Origin of the sequence: Brevundimonas sp. UBA7838 (assembly GCF_002500885.1) — a bacterium.
GTDB classification, from domain to species: domain Bacteria; phylum Pseudomonadota; class Alphaproteobacteria; order Caulobacterales; family Caulobacteraceae; genus Brevundimonas; species Brevundimonas vesicularis_C.
The window spans coordinates 1-16135 of record NZ_DLTK01000059.1; the positions used below are offsets into that span (position 1 = coordinate 1).

Sequence of the window (16135 nt, forward strand, 5' to 3'; positions counted from 1 at the left end):
CGCCGCCGCCTCCCGATGATCCGCCACCTGATCCGACGCCGCCGCCCGAGCCAGTGCCGCCGCCGAGCGACGAGGTGTTGTTCTTCATCTCCGTGACCTTGCCGTAGCGGGCGGTCACGGTCTGGGTGGACATGCCGGAACTGAAGTAGATTTGGACGTAGTAGTGCCAGTTCCCAGCCTCGCCCGGACGGTCGAGGAACTTCTCCGGCACAGAGAGCCTTGCACAACGCCTGTCGGCGATCACCGCCAAGGCCGACGACAACGCCGCCAAGATCATCACGGAATCGACGACGAGGGCGACCGCGATCTCGGCGGAAGCTGCCAAGATCGATGTTCTCATCGCGCGGGCGAACGGCATCGATTCAAGCATCACGGCCGAGCAAATCGCACGGTCGAACGCCGATGGCGCGCTGGCTCAAACCTTGTCGCTGCTGGGCGCCAAGAACGCCAACAATACCGCCTTCCTGCTGGACCTGAACAAGGTTCTCGTCGGTCCCACGGAGTCCTTCACCCAACGCCTGAACCAGATGGTGGCGACGGCCGGGACCAACGCACAGGCCCTCGTCACGAGCGAGGCGACCACGCGGGCCAGCCAAGACCAATCTTTGTCCCAACGCATTGATAGCGTCGGGGCGAAGACTGACGACAACACTGCCGCCATCGCGACCGAAGTCACGGCCCGGACCGACGCGGTGTCAGCAGAAGCGGCGCAGCGAACGGCATTGGCGACGAAGATCGCCGGTGACATCGCGGCGGCGGTCCTGACCGAAACGAACGCTCGCGTTGCGGCCGATCAGGCGGAAGCTCAAGCTCGTCAATCGCTGGCCGTTCAGGTCGGTCAGAACTCGACGGCCATCCAAAACGAGGCCACGGCTCGGGCAACCGCAGACGGGGCCATCGCCCAACAGTTCGCCGTCCTTGGCGCCTTCCGCAACAATCAGTCCATTTTCACGCTGGACCTCAACCGGGTCGAAGTCGGGCCGGGCTGGACGCTCGGCACTCGCCTGTCTGGCATCGACACATCCATCGGAAACGTCTCGGCCTCCGTGGTCGATGAACGCACCGCACGGATCAACGGTGACAACGCGCTCTCCCAGACGCTTCAGACCGTGCAGAACACGGTCGGAGCGCACACGGCGTCGATCACCACGCTTTCGGAGGTGACGGATGGGCTGAACGCACGGTGGAGCATCGCCCTCAACTCCAACGGCCACATCACGGGGATCACAGCGAACAACAACGGTTCGTTTGGATCACTGGCTTTCGTCGCTGACGAGATGTCGTTTGTCGCCCCCGGCGGCGGATCGCCGGTCAAGATCATGTCGCTGGTCAACGGCCGGGTTCGCTTCAACTCGAACGTCGAAATCTACGGCGACCTTCTTGTCACTGGCTCGATCAATCACACGCGACTGGTCAACAACACCGTCAGCAACACCGAAGCCGCCTACAACGCGGCCACGATCACGCTCAACAACACCACGCCGACCCGTATTCACGGCGTTTGGATCGGGGTCGAAAAGGCGGACAGCCCCATCGACATCGACTTCAACGCTTATGGGACATTCACCCACAACGCGGGCGGATCGTTCGTGGCCGTCGTCCAGCTTGTCCGGTCTCGCGGGACTGAAGGCGGGACCGTCATCCAGTCCGTTCAGTTGAACGGCAGCGGCATGGCGAACGACACATGGCAGGGCGCGCTTCCAATGACCCGAACGGTGTTGAGGTCCAGCACGAATGCGTTGTTCGCGCCGTTCCTTGCCCCGATGAGAGCGAGGGTCGATGCCAGAGCGGTATCGCCAGCGACGCGCTCTTGCGCCTCGTTCTGGATGACCGTGGCAATCCCTGTCCCGTCCTCAAAGTTGACGAGCGAGTCCACCAGATCGGTGATTGTATCGACGCGAAGTTCGAGGCTGTTGGTGCGGGCCGTCGTGTTCGCCACGATCCCGTCGAGGGTGTCGGTTCGGAACGCCTGATCGGAAAGGGTGAACGCCTGTTCGAGAATGCGTTCGGCCGAAAGGTCGATGCTGGCGAGGGCGTCTCGGAAACGGTTGAGCGCACCCTCTCCCATTTCCGAGGTCAGGATCAGTTCGTCCACGATGGCGTCGGGCGTGGTCACGACGCCGAGGTGATCCCCGAGCCTGACCATCGCGCGGTCGAGGCTGTCGTTCAGGAAATCGTCTTGTTCTTGGAGCCGGTAGAGAAGCTGTTGAACGGCGCGGTTCAGTTCCTCTTTCGTCAGGGTGGCGCCGTTCTGGAACTCGACGGCTGCGGCCGAGATCGGCGTGACGCGGCTGATCTTGAGGATGCTGTTCGTGATCGCCGGGTAGGTCAGCCGAATGCGGCTATCGGAGACCCATTCGAAGAACGGCTGTTCACGAGTTCACCTGCGACAGGCGGGTGTCTACGTCGTTCTTGTCGGCCTGAAGCTGCGCCGCCGCGAAGGCGTCGAGTTCCAGTCGGAAGAACTGAACCGAGGTCGGAAACAGGGTCGAGAGCAACCGCGCCGAGAGGCTTCGGAGGCCGTGTGCGCCCGCCGACTGATAGGGTTGGGTCGGGCTGTAATGTTCATTCTGGCCGATCTCTGGAATCAGGCCGGGAATGGTCAGCCGCGATGCCTCACGCGCCTTCTCCAGAACGGAGTTGCGGGCGACCGACAGCGCGCTGAAACGCGCTGCTGCGGTCTTCATGCGGTAGGGTTAGACTTTCGAAGAGAGGGTTCTGCTCGTGATCGCCAGTGACGGGCGCGCGAGGTCGGAGAGAGTGTTTCCGGTGGCGACGTTCGGCGTTGCCGGAAGCGTCGGGTTGGACGGTGTAGTCGTGGCGCCGGGGACGGTCGGTGTGCCCGTGGCCTTGCGGATCGTCAGGGAGCGAACACCGCTCTGACGGGCGCGGACAACGGCGTCGAGGCCGTCGAGATAGGGGTTGCGAAGGATCGGGGCGTCAGCCGCGACCGGCGCAGAAACCACCTTCGGTTTCTTGAAAAGGGAACACATGAGCGGTCTCCGTTAGAGGGCGTTCGGCCGCTCAAGAGATCGTTCGAACTGGCGTTGAAGTTGTCGCGCGAGATCGCGGCGACCGGCCGCGAACATCACTTCCTCAATCGTCTGGCCGGGGCGCGGCATAGGCTCGGGACAGAAGGTGTCGAGCCACTTGATGAGGTCGGGGATGTTGGTCGGGAAGGTGTCGCGGACGCCGTGACCGGCGGGCTGGTGTCTGCTCATGGCGAGAAGCCCTCGTGAAAATGGAAATGGGAGGGGCATCCGGGTTAAATATGGGATGCTCAAAGTTGAGGGCCGTTGGGCCTCATTGATCGAAGAACTGCTCGGGCCGAGTGATGCGGTGGAGCCTTCCAAACCGCGCGCGGCCTGTGGAGTTAAGCGGGTCTGCGCGACGTGCGAAGACAGCTATCAAAGCCCCCGGTCGAGATCGCGCTATTGCGGAAGGACATGCGCCACGAAGGCGTCATACCGGCTCAAGCTCGGTAGACCGATTGAGAACGGGACCACGGAAACCCTTACCTGCGGTCATTGCGGCGAGACGTTTGAGCGGCCTTATGTTCGGGGCATGAAACGTCGCTGGTGCAGCGAGACGTGTCGGAACAAGGCGAAGGTGGCGGGCAGAAAGAAACAGGCCCGACAACTTCATCGGACCCCCACATCCTAAATGCGAGGGCGCCGAGGTCGTCGGGAATCGAGATCAGGGTTCCGCCAGTAGGCTCGCGCCCCATGATGTAGAGATCATTCCACTCGTGCTGGATGCTTTGCGACAGGAGCCAAGCGGACGCCTCGTCTGCCAGATCGGTCGGCATGAGGAAGTGCGCGGCGTCCGACAGCATCAGGTCTGCCAGCGCGACGAATACATCTACGTCAGGCTTCACTCAATGTGGCGCAACTCGCCGTCAGCATAATCGCGGATCGCTTGGACGTGGACGGTGTGCGGACCTTCCGCCGTCGAGAGCATTCGCTTCGCGCTGTTCAGTGCGTCGTGGCCGTCGATGCCGATGGCGTCGGAGATCACGGCTGCAACCAGAAACAGGGCGCGGACCTGATCGGACGGGTTTGCGTCTTGGATGCGAGACAGCAGTGCGAAGGCTGGCTCGCGTAGGAGGGCGACCGTTGAATCCGTGCGGACGCGATCACCGATTGAGGGCAATGGGTTCATGGGATTGGTTCGAGTGTTCAATAGCTGGCCCATGGATCACGCGAACAAGTAGGGGCTGCGTCGAACCTGCTCGATGTCGAAGGCGCCAAGGGCCGGGACCGGCGGAATTTTGTCGGCCCACTCCGGCGGAAGCTGCGCGATGAATTCCTCTCGGAACACCTCAAGCCAGTTCGTCTCGTAGAGATCGGCGAAGGTGTCGCGGAGGATGTTTTGGAGGTCCGATACGCGGGCGGCATGGACGCCGAAGCTGTCATGGACCACGGCCAGAGAGCGGATGTCGTGGTCGTAGCAACGGTTCGCCACGCCCATGAGGTGAGAGGCGTCCATGCTGTGGATCAGGTTCGGACTGATGCCGTTCGCCTGACGCTTACTGTCGAGTTTCGACAGTTCGTTCCTGACCTGTAGCCGGATGCGCTGGCCCTTGTAGACGACGCGGATCAGGTCGGCCTTGCGGCTCTTGTAGGTCTGAAGCACAGGCAGACCCGTGGGCGCCGTCCATCGGATCGGCACACCGGCCTTGGTCATGATCGACGCGACCGTTCGCAGCCAAGCCATGGCTTCGGCTGCGGCGACGACAGTGCCCTGAACGCCGTCCCAGATTTCAGCCGCCATGTAGCGAGCCGCCACATAGTTGTCGGCGTCGAGGTAGGGCTGACCGGCGCCGTCGATCTCGCGAAGCGTCTGGAGGATTTGATCGCAGTAGCCGTATTTCGTGGCCGAGTAGGTGAAGGTCATGACCGGGCGTTTGGTGATCTTGCGCGTGACCTTGTTGCCCTTCCATGCAGTCGCGGCAGGGTCGTAGCTCTCGTTCACGCGGGCCTGAACAGCGGCGGCGACATCGCTGTTGCGAGCCGGGAGGTCGCCGAGTTCGCCGCCGCCGTCCCAGATTTCGCGCATGATCGCGAGGATGGGCGCGTTGATTTTCCAAGCGGTCTCCTGAACCGCGTTCACGGCGTCATAGACGCCGGGCATCATCTGGTCGCGAAGCTGATCGTGATAGGCGGCGTTGGCCTGCTTCACGAGACGGTTGCCCGGCTGCTTCGTGATGTAGCCGCCCTTGAACGGCGACGACCAACGGCGGGGGCGCACGATCATCGGAAGGCTGATCGGCTCAAGCAGTTCGCAGCGGGCGTGTTGTTGCTCCAGCCACTTGTGAACGGCCTCGGTGGGCCGAACGTATTTTGTGCGCTGGCCTTGGCTCTCGATGGCGAACAGGCCGGTCGCGTCGCAGAACAGTTCGATGGCTTTGACGCCCGTGCGAATCCGCATTGCCAGCGGGAAGGGCTGGTCGAAACCGTGGTCGCTCATGATGTTCTGAATCTTCCGTTTCATCTTGAGCGAGCGGACGCCATGGGCCTGAACGCGGAGGACGCCCTTGAACACATCGGCGCGGGCGCGGCGAAGGTTCTCCATCTGCTGATGTTCAATGATGGCGTCGGCGACGGCGATGGCCGTTGCAGTCAGCTTCTTGCCCTCGGCGGCGGCAGACAGGATCACGCGGCCGGTCAGATAGGCGGCCTCTTCGGCGCCGACACTGGAAAGGATCAGGGCGGCCTCTGGAATGCGAGTTCCGCCGCCGTGGTTCACGACATCGCAGAACGACCGAATAGCTTCGGCCGTGGGCTGGATCGCCAGACGCAATAGCTGTCGGCCGGGCGGCAGGTCGCCTTCCTCGTCCGTGCTGGAAGGTTCATGTCGCCACGGCAGCGGGCGGCGCGCACGGTATCGGCTTGCGCCGAGCGCACGGCTCTCGTCCTCAAGCGCGATCTGGCGCGCCAGTTTGTCTTTGAAGCTTTCTCGCACCCCATATTTAGCTGGATGGGCGCGGCCCTAAACGTCGGCAGAACTCCAAGAAACATCAAGTGCCACCCTTTGCGTTGACAACATCTAAAATGTCGTGGCACACAGGCTCTCCCATAGCTCACACACAGGAGGCCGTTATCCTTTCGCTCTTTTCCGTTGAGGAGATGGGTGACTCAAGGCAATCGTTTGGCAAACCCGTTAAAGGAAGCCCGCCGATGGCCCGTCGCCGCAAATCTCCCGAAGAACTTCAAGGCAAGGTCGTCGAGGGGATACACCTGACCACGCCAAGCCGACTCAAGGAGGGGGGCGGAGAGTTCATGGCGTTCGCCAAGGCTCTCCAGACCATCGCTTTTGAAATCCCGGCGCGGACTTCGCTGCGTCAGGTCTATGCCTTCGCGCTGATCGTCGAAGCCAATAGCCTCGGCAAGTCGATCATCGTCAGCGACCTCAAGGAGATCGCGGGCGCAGACAAGACCGGCGAGCCGATCTTCGGCCAGTCTATCGGCCGGTCATATCAACTGCTCATGGAGCCGACAAAGCGCGACCCGGATGGGCTGGGCTGGATCAAACTCGAAACCGACGAAGACGACCAACGGCGCAAGATCGTGCGCCTCACTCAAAAGGGAGAAGCCATCGCAAACCAACTCCGTCGCACCATAGCAACTGCCACCAAGGACGGAGATCATGGCGTTTCAGGCTAACATCGACACTGCATGGGACGTGAAGCAACGTCCTAACGGCATCTACATCGTGGAGTTCAGGGGCGAGGACGGGCAGCGTCACCGCGTCTCGACAAAAAGCCGCGATAAGCGCGTGGCGATCATGATGGCGCCGCAAATCGCGCTCGGCATCACGGCCGAGCAGATGGCCAAGCCCGCCGTGAAGAAGGACGAAGACGGTAAGCCCAAGGGCATGACCATCAACGACCTCTTCGACCACTGCGAGAAGACAGTCTGGAAAACCCATCGCTCGCAAGCGACCCTCAAATCGACCGTCAAAATCCTGCGTGAGATTTGCGGCGAAGACCTGCTGTCAGACCTTCATGCCTTCCGGCTTGAAGACATCGCCGAGACACTGGCCCTTCGGGGCGGACGCAAAGGCGGACGGGCGGCACCGGCGACGGTGAAACGCAAGCTGGAAGTCCTGTCGGGCGCCCTCGACAAGGCGACGAAGATGCAGGGACCGGACAAGAAACCGATCCTGTTCGCCAAGCCTCCGTTCCCGACGATCAAGGTCAACAACATCCAAGAAAGGACGCTGACCAAGGCCGAAGTCGCCGCCATCTTCAAGGTGATCGGGGACTATGAGATCGAGAACCCGGCCCACGATTGGAAGCGGTTCGGGTTCTTCGTCAGGTTCCTTCTCGACACCGCTTGCCGCAAAGGTGAAGCCCTCATGCTTCGCGACGAGTGGATCAGCGTCGATGGGGACGGCGACACGATCATCGCTTGGCCGCGCTTCCGTGAAGCCACCCCGGCGGAACTGGCTCGCACCGGCCTCGCCAAGATCGCACGGCTCAAGAACGGGAAAGGCAAAACCCTCCCGGCGTCACAGGCCATCGTCGATATGCTTCCGGTCCTGCGGATGCTTTCGCCGGATGGACGCCTGTTCCCATGGCATACCTCGACGATGGACTGGAAATGGCGCCGCGTTCGCGAGGGCGTGAAGAAGGCGGGACAGAACATCGACGATGTGAAGTTCCACACCTTGCGTCACACGACGATCACCGACATGCTTCGGAACAAGGAGAGCCTGACTCTGGTCAGCCGCTTCGCCGGGCATAGCAGCGTGAAGATCACCGCTGACCGCTACGGCCACATCATCGCCGACGACCTCAAGGGATTGGTAAAGGGTAAGCAAGAACGCGATGCCGCATAGTGCGTCAACGCAACGTCCAATAAAGTCACGGGTAATCGTGCCAGCTTGGCACGGTCCCGTGGACTAAAAGCCCAGATTTGCTGGATTGTGTGGCACCGTCTCCGCCATTCTTCTCAGAAATATGGGCCGACAGCAGCCACCCGCCGCGCAAAGGGTCAGTTGGCTTCGCGCGTCATGTCGTCGTTGAAAATGACCGCCATGGACGCCTAGCTGAAAAGGCGCCACCAAGGTTTCCAGGGGGTCAGGTGGTGTTCGTGGTGGCGGCCGAAGTGGAAGCAGGTCAGCAACGACAGGACCGGGCCGAAGGGGCTGGTTCGGGCGTTGTGGTGATCGGGAAAGGCTTCGTTGGTATGCCGGTGGGGCAGCCAGGTGCCGAACGTGAAAAGCTGTAGCGCCGAGAGCAGGGCGGGCGCGGCCCAGAAGACCAGAAGATTGGGCATGCGGGCGCCGAGGATCAGCACCGCAACGGCCACGAGCAGCGTCAGAACGGCCAGTTCTCGCCAGCCGAAATAGGTGCGGAAGAAGCCGTAGAACCAAGGCAGGAAGGCACGTGGGGCGTCGGCATGAAAGTCAGGATCGTCCGCCGTGCCGGGCGCCGCGTGATGGGCGTGGTGTGCGGTCTTCAACGGCGCGAACCGAAAACCGGCGTAGAGGGCCAGCGCCAGGCTGCCGATCGCGGTGTTCAGCCGTGGGCGTCCCGGGGCCAGCGAGCCGTGCATGGCGTCGTGGGCGACGATGAACAGGCCGACGGACAGCCAGGTCTGGATGGCGACGATCAGCGGAACGGTCAGGACGCTCCAGATCGTCCAGCGATGAAAATAGACGCCATAGATATGCAGGCTCAGCCAGGCCGCCGCGATCAGGCCAGCCAGCGTCAGGCCGATCAGGGCCTGGTTCGGGACGACCCGTGACATTTGCGTGACGGCGGACATGGCGCGACACTTAGCGCATCGCGGCCCGGTAAGCATCCTGTTCGCTTGCCGCATGCGTCCGCGCGTGCCACCTGTCTGGAATGCAGGTCGACGCCTTTGACACTTCCGCGCCGGACCTTCTGCTGGTCGGCGGCGGCCTGGCCAATGGCCTGCTGGCGCTGCGGCTGTCACAGGTCCGTCCTGATCTGGATGTGCGAGTCGTAGAGGCGGCGCAGACCTTGGGCGGGGTCCATACCTGGTCCTTCTTCGACAGCGACCTGACGCAGGCTCAGCGCGACTGGATCGCGCCCTTGGTGGTGCATCGGTGGCCGCTATACAGCGTCCGTTTTCCCCAGTTCGAACGCGCGCTGTCGACGCCCTATTGCAGCGTCACGGCCGAACGGTTCGCGGCGGTGGTCGAGGCGGCCTTGCCCGGACGGATCATGCTGGGCGCGCCAGTCGCCTCGGTGTCGCCGACCGAAGCGGTGCTGGCTGATGGACGGCGTCTGAGCGCCAAGGCGGTGATCGATGGGCGCGGGCCGACCGCGACGCCGGATCTGGCGCTGGGGTTTCAGAAGTTCGTCGGGCTGGAGGTGCGGCTGGCGGCGCCGCATGGTCTGACCACACCCATCGTCATGGACGCCTGCGTCGATCAGGCCGGGGGCTACCGGTTTCTCTACACCCTGCCGTTCGATGATCGCACGCTGCTGATCGAGGATACGCGCTACACTGACGGTGATGCGCTGGATCGCGCGGCGTTCCGACAGGGGGTACTGGATTACGCCGACGCGCAGGGCTGGGAGATCGAGACGGTCTTGCGCGAAGAGGACGGCGTCCTGCCCGTGGCGCTCGATGGGGACATCGGCGCGCATTTGTCGCGGATGGGGCCGACGGCGCTCAGCGGCCTGCGCGCTGGGCTATTTCACCCGACCACCGGCTATTCCCTGCCGGACGCGGTGCGCCTGGCCGACCGGTTGGCGCGGGATTTCGAGCCGGCGACGATCGCCCAAGACATCCGCCGCCACGCGCATGACGTATGGGCCAGACGAGGCTTTTATCGGTTGCTGAACCGGATGCTATTCCGTGCGGCGCGGCCCGATGAGCGATACAAGGTGCTGGAGCGGTTCTATCGTCTGCCCCAGCCTTTGGTCGAACGCTTCTACGCCGCTGAATCCACCCTCGCTGACAAGGCGCGGATCCTGAGCGGAAAACCCCCGGTGCCGATCGGCGCCGCACTGACCTGTATGGTCGAAAGAGGACGTGCGTGATGCGGGCTGCAGTAATCGGATCGGGCTTCGGAGGCTTGTCGCTGGCCATACGGCTGCAGTCGGCGGGCATTCAGACCACGGTGTTCGAGGCCCGCGATCTGGAGGGCGGCCGGGCTTACGTCTACAAGGACAAGGGCTACACCTTCGACGCCGGTCCCACCGTCATCACCGACCCGTCGGCGCTGGAGGAACTGTTCGAGGCCAGCGGGCGCAAGCTGTCGGACTATGTCGAACTGCTGCCGGTCGCGCCCTTTTATCGGCTGTGCTGGGAAGACGGCGACGTCTTTGACTACGTCAACGATCAGGACGAGCTGGACCGCCAGATCGTGGCGCGCAATCCGGCCGACAAGGAAGGCTATCGCAAGTTCCTGGCCTATTCGAAGGACCTGCTGAAGGAAGGCTATCTGAAGCTGGGGGCCGTGCCGTTCCTGGATTTCGCCAGCATGGTCAAGGCGGCGCCGGAGTTGATGCGGCTTCAGGCCTGGCGGTCGGTCTATGACAAGGTCGCCAGCTATATTCAGGACGAGCACCTGCGTCAGGCGTTCAGCTTCCACTCCCTGCTGGTCGGCGGCAATCCGTTCGCGACCTCGTCGATCTATGCGCTGATCCATGCGCTGGAGCGGCGCTGGGGCGTGTGGTTCCCGCGTGGCGGCACCGGCGCCCTGATCCAGGCCATGGTGCGTCTGCTCAAGGATCTGGGCGGTGAGGTTCGGCTGAACAGTCCGGTCGAGCGCATTACCATTGCGAACGGTCGCGCGACCGGCGTGGTGGTGAACGGCGAGACGCTGGCCTTCGACATGGTGGCCTCCAACGCCGACGTGGTTCACACCTATCAGCGCCTGTTGGGTCAGGAACCGCGCGGTCAGAAGGAGGGCGCCAAGCTGGCGTCGCGGCGTCACTCCATGTCGCTGTTCGTCATCTATTTCGGCCTGAAGCGCGTTCATCCGGAGGTGCGCCACCACACGGTGCTGTTCGGGCCGCGCTATCGCGAGCTGATCGCCGAGATCTTCAAAGGGCCGGATCTGCCCGACGACTTCTCGCTGTATCTGCATGCGCCGACGCGGACCGATCCGTCACTGGCGCCGGAAGGCTGCGACGCCTTCTATGTGCTGGCGCCCGTGCCGCACCTGGCCTCGGCCGACATCGACTGGGAGGTCGAGGGGCCGCGCTATCGCGACCGGATCCTGGCCTATCTGGAAGAACGTTACATCCCCGGCTTGACGGCGGACCTGGATACCTGCCGCATCTTCACGCCGGTCGATTTCCGCGACCAACTGAACGCCCACCAGGGCTCGGCCTTCTCGCTGGAGCCTATCCTGACCCAGAGCGCCTGGTTCCGGGTGCATAACCGCGACGACCAGATCCCCAACCTCTATTTCGTGGGCGCCGGCACCCATCCCGGCGCGGGCGTGCCGGGCGTGGTCGGATCGGCCAAGGCCACCGCCACCCTGATGATCGAGGACGCGAGGCAGCCGGCATGACCGACGCCGTCCTGGATCACAGCCGCCAGTCGATGGAGCAGGGATCAAAGAGCTTCGCAGCAGCCGCGCGCCTGTTCCCGGCGGCGATCAGGGACGACGCCTGGATGCTGTATGCCTGGTGCCGGCACTGCGACGACGAGATTGACGGCCAGGTGCTGGGCCACGGCGCCGTCGGCATCGATCCGGTGCTGGCCGGCGAGAAGCTGGACGAACTGCGTTTGCGCACCGCCGCCGCCCTGGCCGGTGAGCCGCAGACGGACCCGGTCTTCACCGCCTTCCAGCGCGTGGCCATGCGTCATGGCATTCCTGCTGACGAGGCGATGGATCTATTGCAGGGGTTCGAGATGGACGTGGTTGGCCGGCGTTACGATACGCTGGAGGACACGCTGGACTACGCCTATCACGTCGCCGGCGTCGTCGGTGTGATGATGGCGCGGATCATGGGGGTGGACGATGCGCCGACCTTGCGACGCGCCCAGGACCTGGGGTTGGCGTTTCAACTGACGAACATCGCCCGCGACGTGGTCGAGGATGCGAAGGGCGGACGCGTCTATCTGCCCGGCGCCTGGCTGGATGAGGCGGGCGTGCCGCGCGATCAGGTCGATCAGCCCCAGCACCGCGCCGCCGTTGCCCGGACGGCGCAGCGTCTGGTGGCGGCGGCCGAGCCCTTCTACGCCTCGGCGCGCTGGGGTTTGCGCGATCTGAACCCGCGCTCGGCCTGGGCCATCGCCACGGCGCGCGGCGTCTATCGTTCGATCGGCCGCCATGTGTCGCGCGCCGGGGTGAGCGCCTGGGACGGGCGGACGTCCGTCGACAAGGCGGGCAAGCTGATGCTGCTGGGGCGGGGTGGTCTGATCGCCCTGTGGTGCAAGACGCTGGACGCCTGGCGCGAGCCGCCGCCGCGCCCGGCGTTGTGGACCCACGTCTGACGATCAGCGGGCGGCGCGCCGCCTCTCCAACATCAGGGCGATCGCAAGGCCGCCTGCGCCCAGGCCGGCCATGACCGCCCAGGCGGCGATGACGGTCGACGTGAATTCGCCGCGCCAGATCACGGCCTGATAGGCCTCGATCGTCCAGGCGTGGGGCGTGATCCAGCCGAGGTCACGGAAGGCCTCCGGCATCAAAAAGCGCGGCGCCATCGATCCGCCCAAAGCAGCCAGAAGCAAGACCACGAAGGTCGTGAGCGGCTGGGCCTGTTCGCGCGATCGACAAGCCGCCGTCAGGGCCAGGGCCAGCCCTGCGGCGCAGAAACCAACCGCCAAGGCGGTCATCGCAGCCGCCGCCATCTGCCAGAGCTCCAGGGCGGGCAGCTTGACCCAGGCGGCGACGAACACAGCCACCGACTGCATCACGCCCACCGCCGTCAGCCAGACGGCCCGCCCGCCAAGGATGGGCGCAAGGCCGCCGCGGGCCAGGGCCAGGCGTGATTGGAGGCCGGACCGCCGCTCGTCCAGCCCGCCCATGGCCCCGTGCATGGCGGCGAAGAAGACGAACATGACGCTGACCGCGCCCGCATAATAGGTCGCCTGCACATCACCCTGGGGACCGATCTGGAGGGTCTGAACGCGCGACGCGGGTCGTGCGACCTGACCCGACAGGGCGGCGGCCATCGGCTCCAGCCGCGCCTGAAGCGCCGACGCCGCCACGTCCCGGCCGGCGGCGGAAACGATCACCAGCTTTGGCGGTCCCTGCGGCGAGGGACGGATCAGTATGCCCGCGTCGGCGCGACCGTCGATGACGGCGCGATCGAAGGCCTCGCGATCATCGATGATGCGAAGACGCGCGCCCATGTCCGTCGACACCGCCTCGCGGATCGCCGCCGTCGCGGGCGTGCGCGACGCGTCGTGCAGAACCACGGTCGTGTCGATGTCGCCGCGCGAGCCCGCGCCGAAGATCGCCGCAAACAGCAGATAGACCAGGGGCGGCAACAGCAGGGTCAGGATCACCCCCGCGCGGTCGCGCCAAAACCCTCTCGCCCAGGCGCCCGCCACCGCCATCATGACGGAGCCTGCGACAGCTGTGCGACCAGATCGTCCAGGCCGGGGCGGCGCACGGCGACCTCGCCATCCTCCCCATCGACGACGGCGGCAAGCATCTGGGCGATGGCCAACGCGTCATCGCAGAGCCGCCGCCACTCCAGCCCGTCCTCGGACGCGGTCAGCCCCGCCTGGGCGAACCATTGGGCGGCGGGGTCCGACGCGGGTCGGGTCAGGCGAATGCTGAGCAGCCGGGCTGAGCCGAAGGCGCGATGAAGCAGCGCGTTCGGCGCGCCTTCGGCCAGCAGACGCCCCTGCGCCAGGACGCCGATCCGGTCGGCCGCATCGGCGACGAAGATGGCGTCATGGCTGATCAGCAGACAGCCGGCGCCCGCCTTTGCGGTTTCGCGCAGGGCCGTGGACAGGACGCTGCGGGTTGTCGCATCCACCCCTTCCGTCGGCTCGTCGGCGATCAGCAGACGCGGTTGTCCGACCAAGGCGGCGCTGAGGTTGGCGCGCCGCTTCCAGCCGCCGGACAATGTGCGCACCGGCTGGTCCGCGCGCGGGCCGCAGCCGGTCAGGTCGAGCGCGCGGTTCACGGCGGCGCCGCGATCACGCTTGGGCACGCCGCATAGCCGCGCCGTCACATCGACGTTCTCGCGCGGCGACAGGGCCGGAAACAGGGCGCTGTCCTGCGGCGCTAGCCCGATGCGTCCGCGTGGCCCGCCGCTTTCGCCCAGGACGACACGCCCGCGCCGCGCGGGCAGCAGACCCGAAGCGACACGCGCCACCGTGGACTTGCCCGCACCATTCGCCCCGAGCAGGGCGTAGACCTCGCCCGCAGCGATGCTGAGGCTGAAGTCGCTCAGCACGGATCGGCCGTCATAGCCCGCATCGATCCCGCTCAGCGACAGGGCCGGCGCGACGTCAGACCCCAAGTTCGGCCTGCTGGAAAAGGTCCAGGACATAGAGGGCCAAGGGGCTGTCATGGCCGACCGCCTCGACGGCCTTGGCCAAGGATTGCCGCACCGCCGCGCGGGTCCGGCATTCACCCCACAGATCGACGAAGGTGGTGGTGTCGTCGTCCTGACCCACGTCCTTGCCGACCGCATCGACGGTCGAACAGACATCCAGCAGATCGTCGCAAAGCTGGAAGGCGAAGCCGATCGCCTCGCCGAAAATCGACAGCCGCGCCAGATCCTGTACATCGCCGCCGCCGAGCAGACCGCCGCCGCGCACGGTGGCGACGAACAGGGCGCCGGTTTTCAGATCGTTGATCTGGCGCAGGGCGGTTTCGTCGCGATCCTTCGCGTCGTCGCGCAGGTCGCGCATCTGACCCTCGGACAGACCCTCGAAGCCGATCGCCTGCGTCAAAAGGTCCAGGGCCGCCAGACGCGTTTCCGCCGGCGCCGGGGTCTGCAGCACCAGACGCGTCGCCTGGTTCAGCAGGGCCACGGCCGCCAGCACGGCAGTGTCCTCCCCATGGCGACGATGAAGGGTCGGCTGGCCCCGACGCAGCGAGGCGTCGTCCATGCACGGCAGATCGTCCAGAACCAGCGACGCGGCATGGACCATTTCCAGGGCGCAGGCGTAGTCCAGGGCGTCTTCCGGCTCTCCGCCGACATGCGCCGCCGCCAGCATGGCCAGCACCGGCCGGACGCGTTTTCCCTGTCCCAGCAAGGCCTCGCGGGCCGCCGTTGACAGCAGGCCGCCGTGCGCCGGGGCGACCTCGGTCAGGCGCGCCTGAACCTGCAGACGCAGATCGTCGGGGTCGCAGGATGCGCCCGCCAGAGGCGGTTGGCGCCGGATGCCGACGATGGCCATACAGATCTCCCATAGTCGCCGACGTCGCGTTGCGACCACGCGCCGAACCCTTATGATGCCATACGGCATCACGACCGCGTCGGATGCAACCCGCCAGGAGCCGTTTGCGATGTCCACCGACGCCGATGCCTTGATCCGGCGCAAGGACGAACACATCGACCACGTGCGGGCCGGGCGAGGCGTCAGCCAGACGACATCGGGTCTGGACGCCATCCGTTTTGTTCACGACGCCCTGCCGGATATCGATCACGACGCCATCGATCTGGCGACGCGCTTTCTGGGGCGACCGGTCGCCTTGCCGTTCCTGATCAGTTCGATGACCGGCGGGCCCTCGCGGGCCGAGGCGATCAATGCGCGTCTGGCCGAGGCCGCCCAGGCTTTGGGCGTGGTGCTGGCGGTCGGCTCGCAGCGTGTGGCGCTGGAGACGGACGGCGGTTTGGGTCTGGGGCTGGATCTGCGACGCCGGGCTCCGGATGCGATGATCCTGGCCAATCTGGGCGCCGTGCAGTTCGCCCTAGGCTATGGCGTCGACGAGGCGCGGCGGGCCATGGAGATGATCGGCGCCGACGCCCTGATCCTGCATCTCAACCCATTGCAGGAAGGCGTTCAGCCCGAGGGCGATCGCGACTGGCGCGGCGTGGCGCGAGGCATCGAACAGGTTGCGGCGGCCTTCCCGGGCCGTCTGATCGTCAAGGAGACGGGCGCCGGCCTGTCGGGCGCGGTGGCGCGCCGTTTGGCTGATATGGGCGTCGCTGCGTTGGACGTCGCCGGGGCAGGGGGCACCAACTGGGGCCTGATCGAGGGCGCGCGAGCGATGGGCGGTCGGGCGGAAG

General features: G+C 65.1%; 16 protein-coding genes and 2 pseudogenes. 7 read left to right on the top strand and 11 right to left on the bottom strand.

All coding sequences use genetic code 11. From position 1 onward, the window contains the following. Positions 1-370, bottom strand: a pseudogene (locus tag B3T77_RS04425) (hypothetical protein); the annotation flags it as partial. Positions 371-527: 157 nt separating this feature from the next. On the opposite strand from B3T77_RS04425, the gene B3T77_RS04430 reads away from it, so the two are divergent. Further along, positions 528-1973 carry a hypothetical protein gene (locus tag B3T77_RS04430; protein WP_292077610.1) on the top strand — a complete coding sequence of 482 codons (1446 nt, stop codon included), beginning with the start codon at positions 528-530 and terminating at the stop codon, positions 1971-1973. A gap of 194 nt (positions 1974-2167) precedes the next feature. On the opposite strand, the pseudogene B3T77_RS16350 reads toward B3T77_RS04430, so the two are convergent. The 6 genes and pseudogenes from B3T77_RS16350 to B3T77_RS04455 form a co-directional block, all read right to left on the bottom strand. Beyond that, positions 2168-2350: pseudogene (locus B3T77_RS16350) on the bottom strand (phage tail fiber protein); the annotation flags it as partial. A gap of 22 nt (positions 2351-2372) precedes the next feature. Beyond that, positions 2373-2687 (bottom strand): portal protein, encoded by a 315-nt coding sequence (locus B3T77_RS04435; RefSeq protein ID WP_292077612.1) that lies wholly within the window; start codon positions 2685-2687, stop codon positions 2373-2375. A 9-nt stretch (positions 2688-2696) separates the two neighbouring features. Further along, positions 2697-2993, bottom strand: coding sequence for a hypothetical protein (locus B3T77_RS04440; protein WP_292077613.1), 297 nt, complete (start codon positions 2991-2993; stop codon positions 2697-2699). A gap of 12 nt (positions 2994-3005) precedes the next feature. Further along, on the bottom strand, positions 3006-3221 hold the full coding sequence (locus B3T77_RS04445) for a hypothetical protein (RefSeq protein WP_292077615.1): 216 nt from the start codon (positions 3219-3221) through the stop codon (positions 3006-3008). A gap of 652 nt (positions 3222-3873) precedes the next feature. Next, on the bottom strand, positions 3874-4161 hold the full coding sequence (locus tag B3T77_RS04450; protein WP_292077617.1) for a hypothetical protein: 288 nt from the start codon (positions 4159-4161) through the stop codon (positions 3874-3876). Between the two features lie 36 nt (positions 4162-4197). Further along, entirely contained in the window at positions 4198-5964 is a 1767-nt protein-coding gene (locus tag B3T77_RS04455) for a DNA-directed RNA polymerase (protein WP_292077620.1), read from the bottom strand. A gap of 215 nt (positions 5965-6179) precedes the next feature. Between B3T77_RS04455 and B3T77_RS04460 the strand changes: the two genes are divergently transcribed. Next, positions 6180-6665: a hypothetical protein gene (locus tag B3T77_RS04460; RefSeq protein ID WP_088582145.1), complete on the top strand. Its 486-nt coding sequence runs from the start codon at positions 6180-6182 to the stop codon at positions 6663-6665. Further along, positions 6649-7842: a tyrosine-type recombinase/integrase gene (locus B3T77_RS04465; RefSeq protein ID WP_088582144.1), complete on the top strand. Its 1194-nt coding sequence runs from the start codon at positions 6649-6651 to the stop codon at positions 7840-7842. The genes B3T77_RS04460 and B3T77_RS04465 overlap by 17 nt, the downstream gene beginning before the upstream one ends. A 206-nt stretch (positions 7843-8048) precedes the next feature. Here B3T77_RS04465 and B3T77_RS04470 read toward each other — a convergent pair whose 3' ends face one another. Continuing rightward, complete coding sequence (locus B3T77_RS04470) at positions 8049-8774, bottom strand: fatty acid desaturase (protein WP_292077625.1); 726 nt, start codon at positions 8772-8774, stop codon at positions 8049-8051. 80 nt (positions 8775-8854) lie between these two features. Between B3T77_RS04470 and crtY the strand changes: the two genes are divergently transcribed. From crtY to B3T77_RS04485, 3 genes are read left to right on the top strand one after another with little or no spacing between them, the layout of a single operon-like run. Further along, positions 8855-10021 (top strand): lycopene beta-cyclase CrtY, encoded by a 1167-nt coding sequence (crtY, locus tag B3T77_RS04475; RefSeq protein WP_292077628.1) that lies wholly within the window; start codon positions 8855-8857, stop codon positions 10019-10021. Then, positions 10021-11502, top strand: a complete 1482-nt coding sequence (locus B3T77_RS04480) for a phytoene desaturase (protein ID WP_292077630.1) — start codon at positions 10021-10023, stop codon at positions 11500-11502. Before crtY ends, B3T77_RS04480 begins: the two co-directional genes overlap by 1 nt. Further along, positions 11499-12431, top strand: a complete 933-nt coding sequence (locus tag B3T77_RS04485; RefSeq protein WP_292077632.1) for a phytoene/squalene synthase family protein — start codon at positions 11499-11501, stop codon at positions 12429-12431. Before B3T77_RS04480 ends, B3T77_RS04485 begins: the two co-directional genes overlap by 4 nt. A gap of 3 nt (positions 12432-12434) precedes the next feature. Here B3T77_RS04485 and B3T77_RS04490 read toward each other — a convergent pair whose 3' ends face one another. Genes B3T77_RS04490 through B3T77_RS04500 form a run of 3 tightly spaced genes read right to left on the bottom strand, consistent with a single transcriptional unit; the run spans position 12435 to position 15302 of the window. Continuing rightward, positions 12435-13502, bottom strand: coding sequence for an ABC transporter permease (locus B3T77_RS04490; RefSeq protein ID WP_292077634.1), 1068 nt, complete (start codon positions 13500-13502; stop codon positions 12435-12437). Next, entirely contained in the window at positions 13499-14416 is a 918-nt protein-coding gene (locus tag B3T77_RS04495; RefSeq protein WP_292077636.1) for an ABC transporter ATP-binding protein, read from the bottom strand. The genes B3T77_RS04490 and B3T77_RS04495 overlap by 4 nt, the downstream gene beginning before the upstream one ends. Then, a complete protein-coding gene (locus tag B3T77_RS04500; protein WP_292077638.1) occupies positions 14406-15302 on the bottom strand; it encodes a polyprenyl synthetase family protein in 897 nt (298 codons plus the stop codon). Before B3T77_RS04500 ends, B3T77_RS04495 begins: the two co-directional genes overlap by 11 nt. 109 nt (positions 15303-15411) lie before the next feature. Between B3T77_RS04500 and B3T77_RS04505 the strand changes: the two genes are divergently transcribed. Beyond that, the coding region (locus B3T77_RS04505) for an alpha-hydroxy-acid oxidizing protein (RefSeq protein ID WP_292077640.1) at positions 15412-16135 on the top strand (724 nt) is incomplete at its 3' end.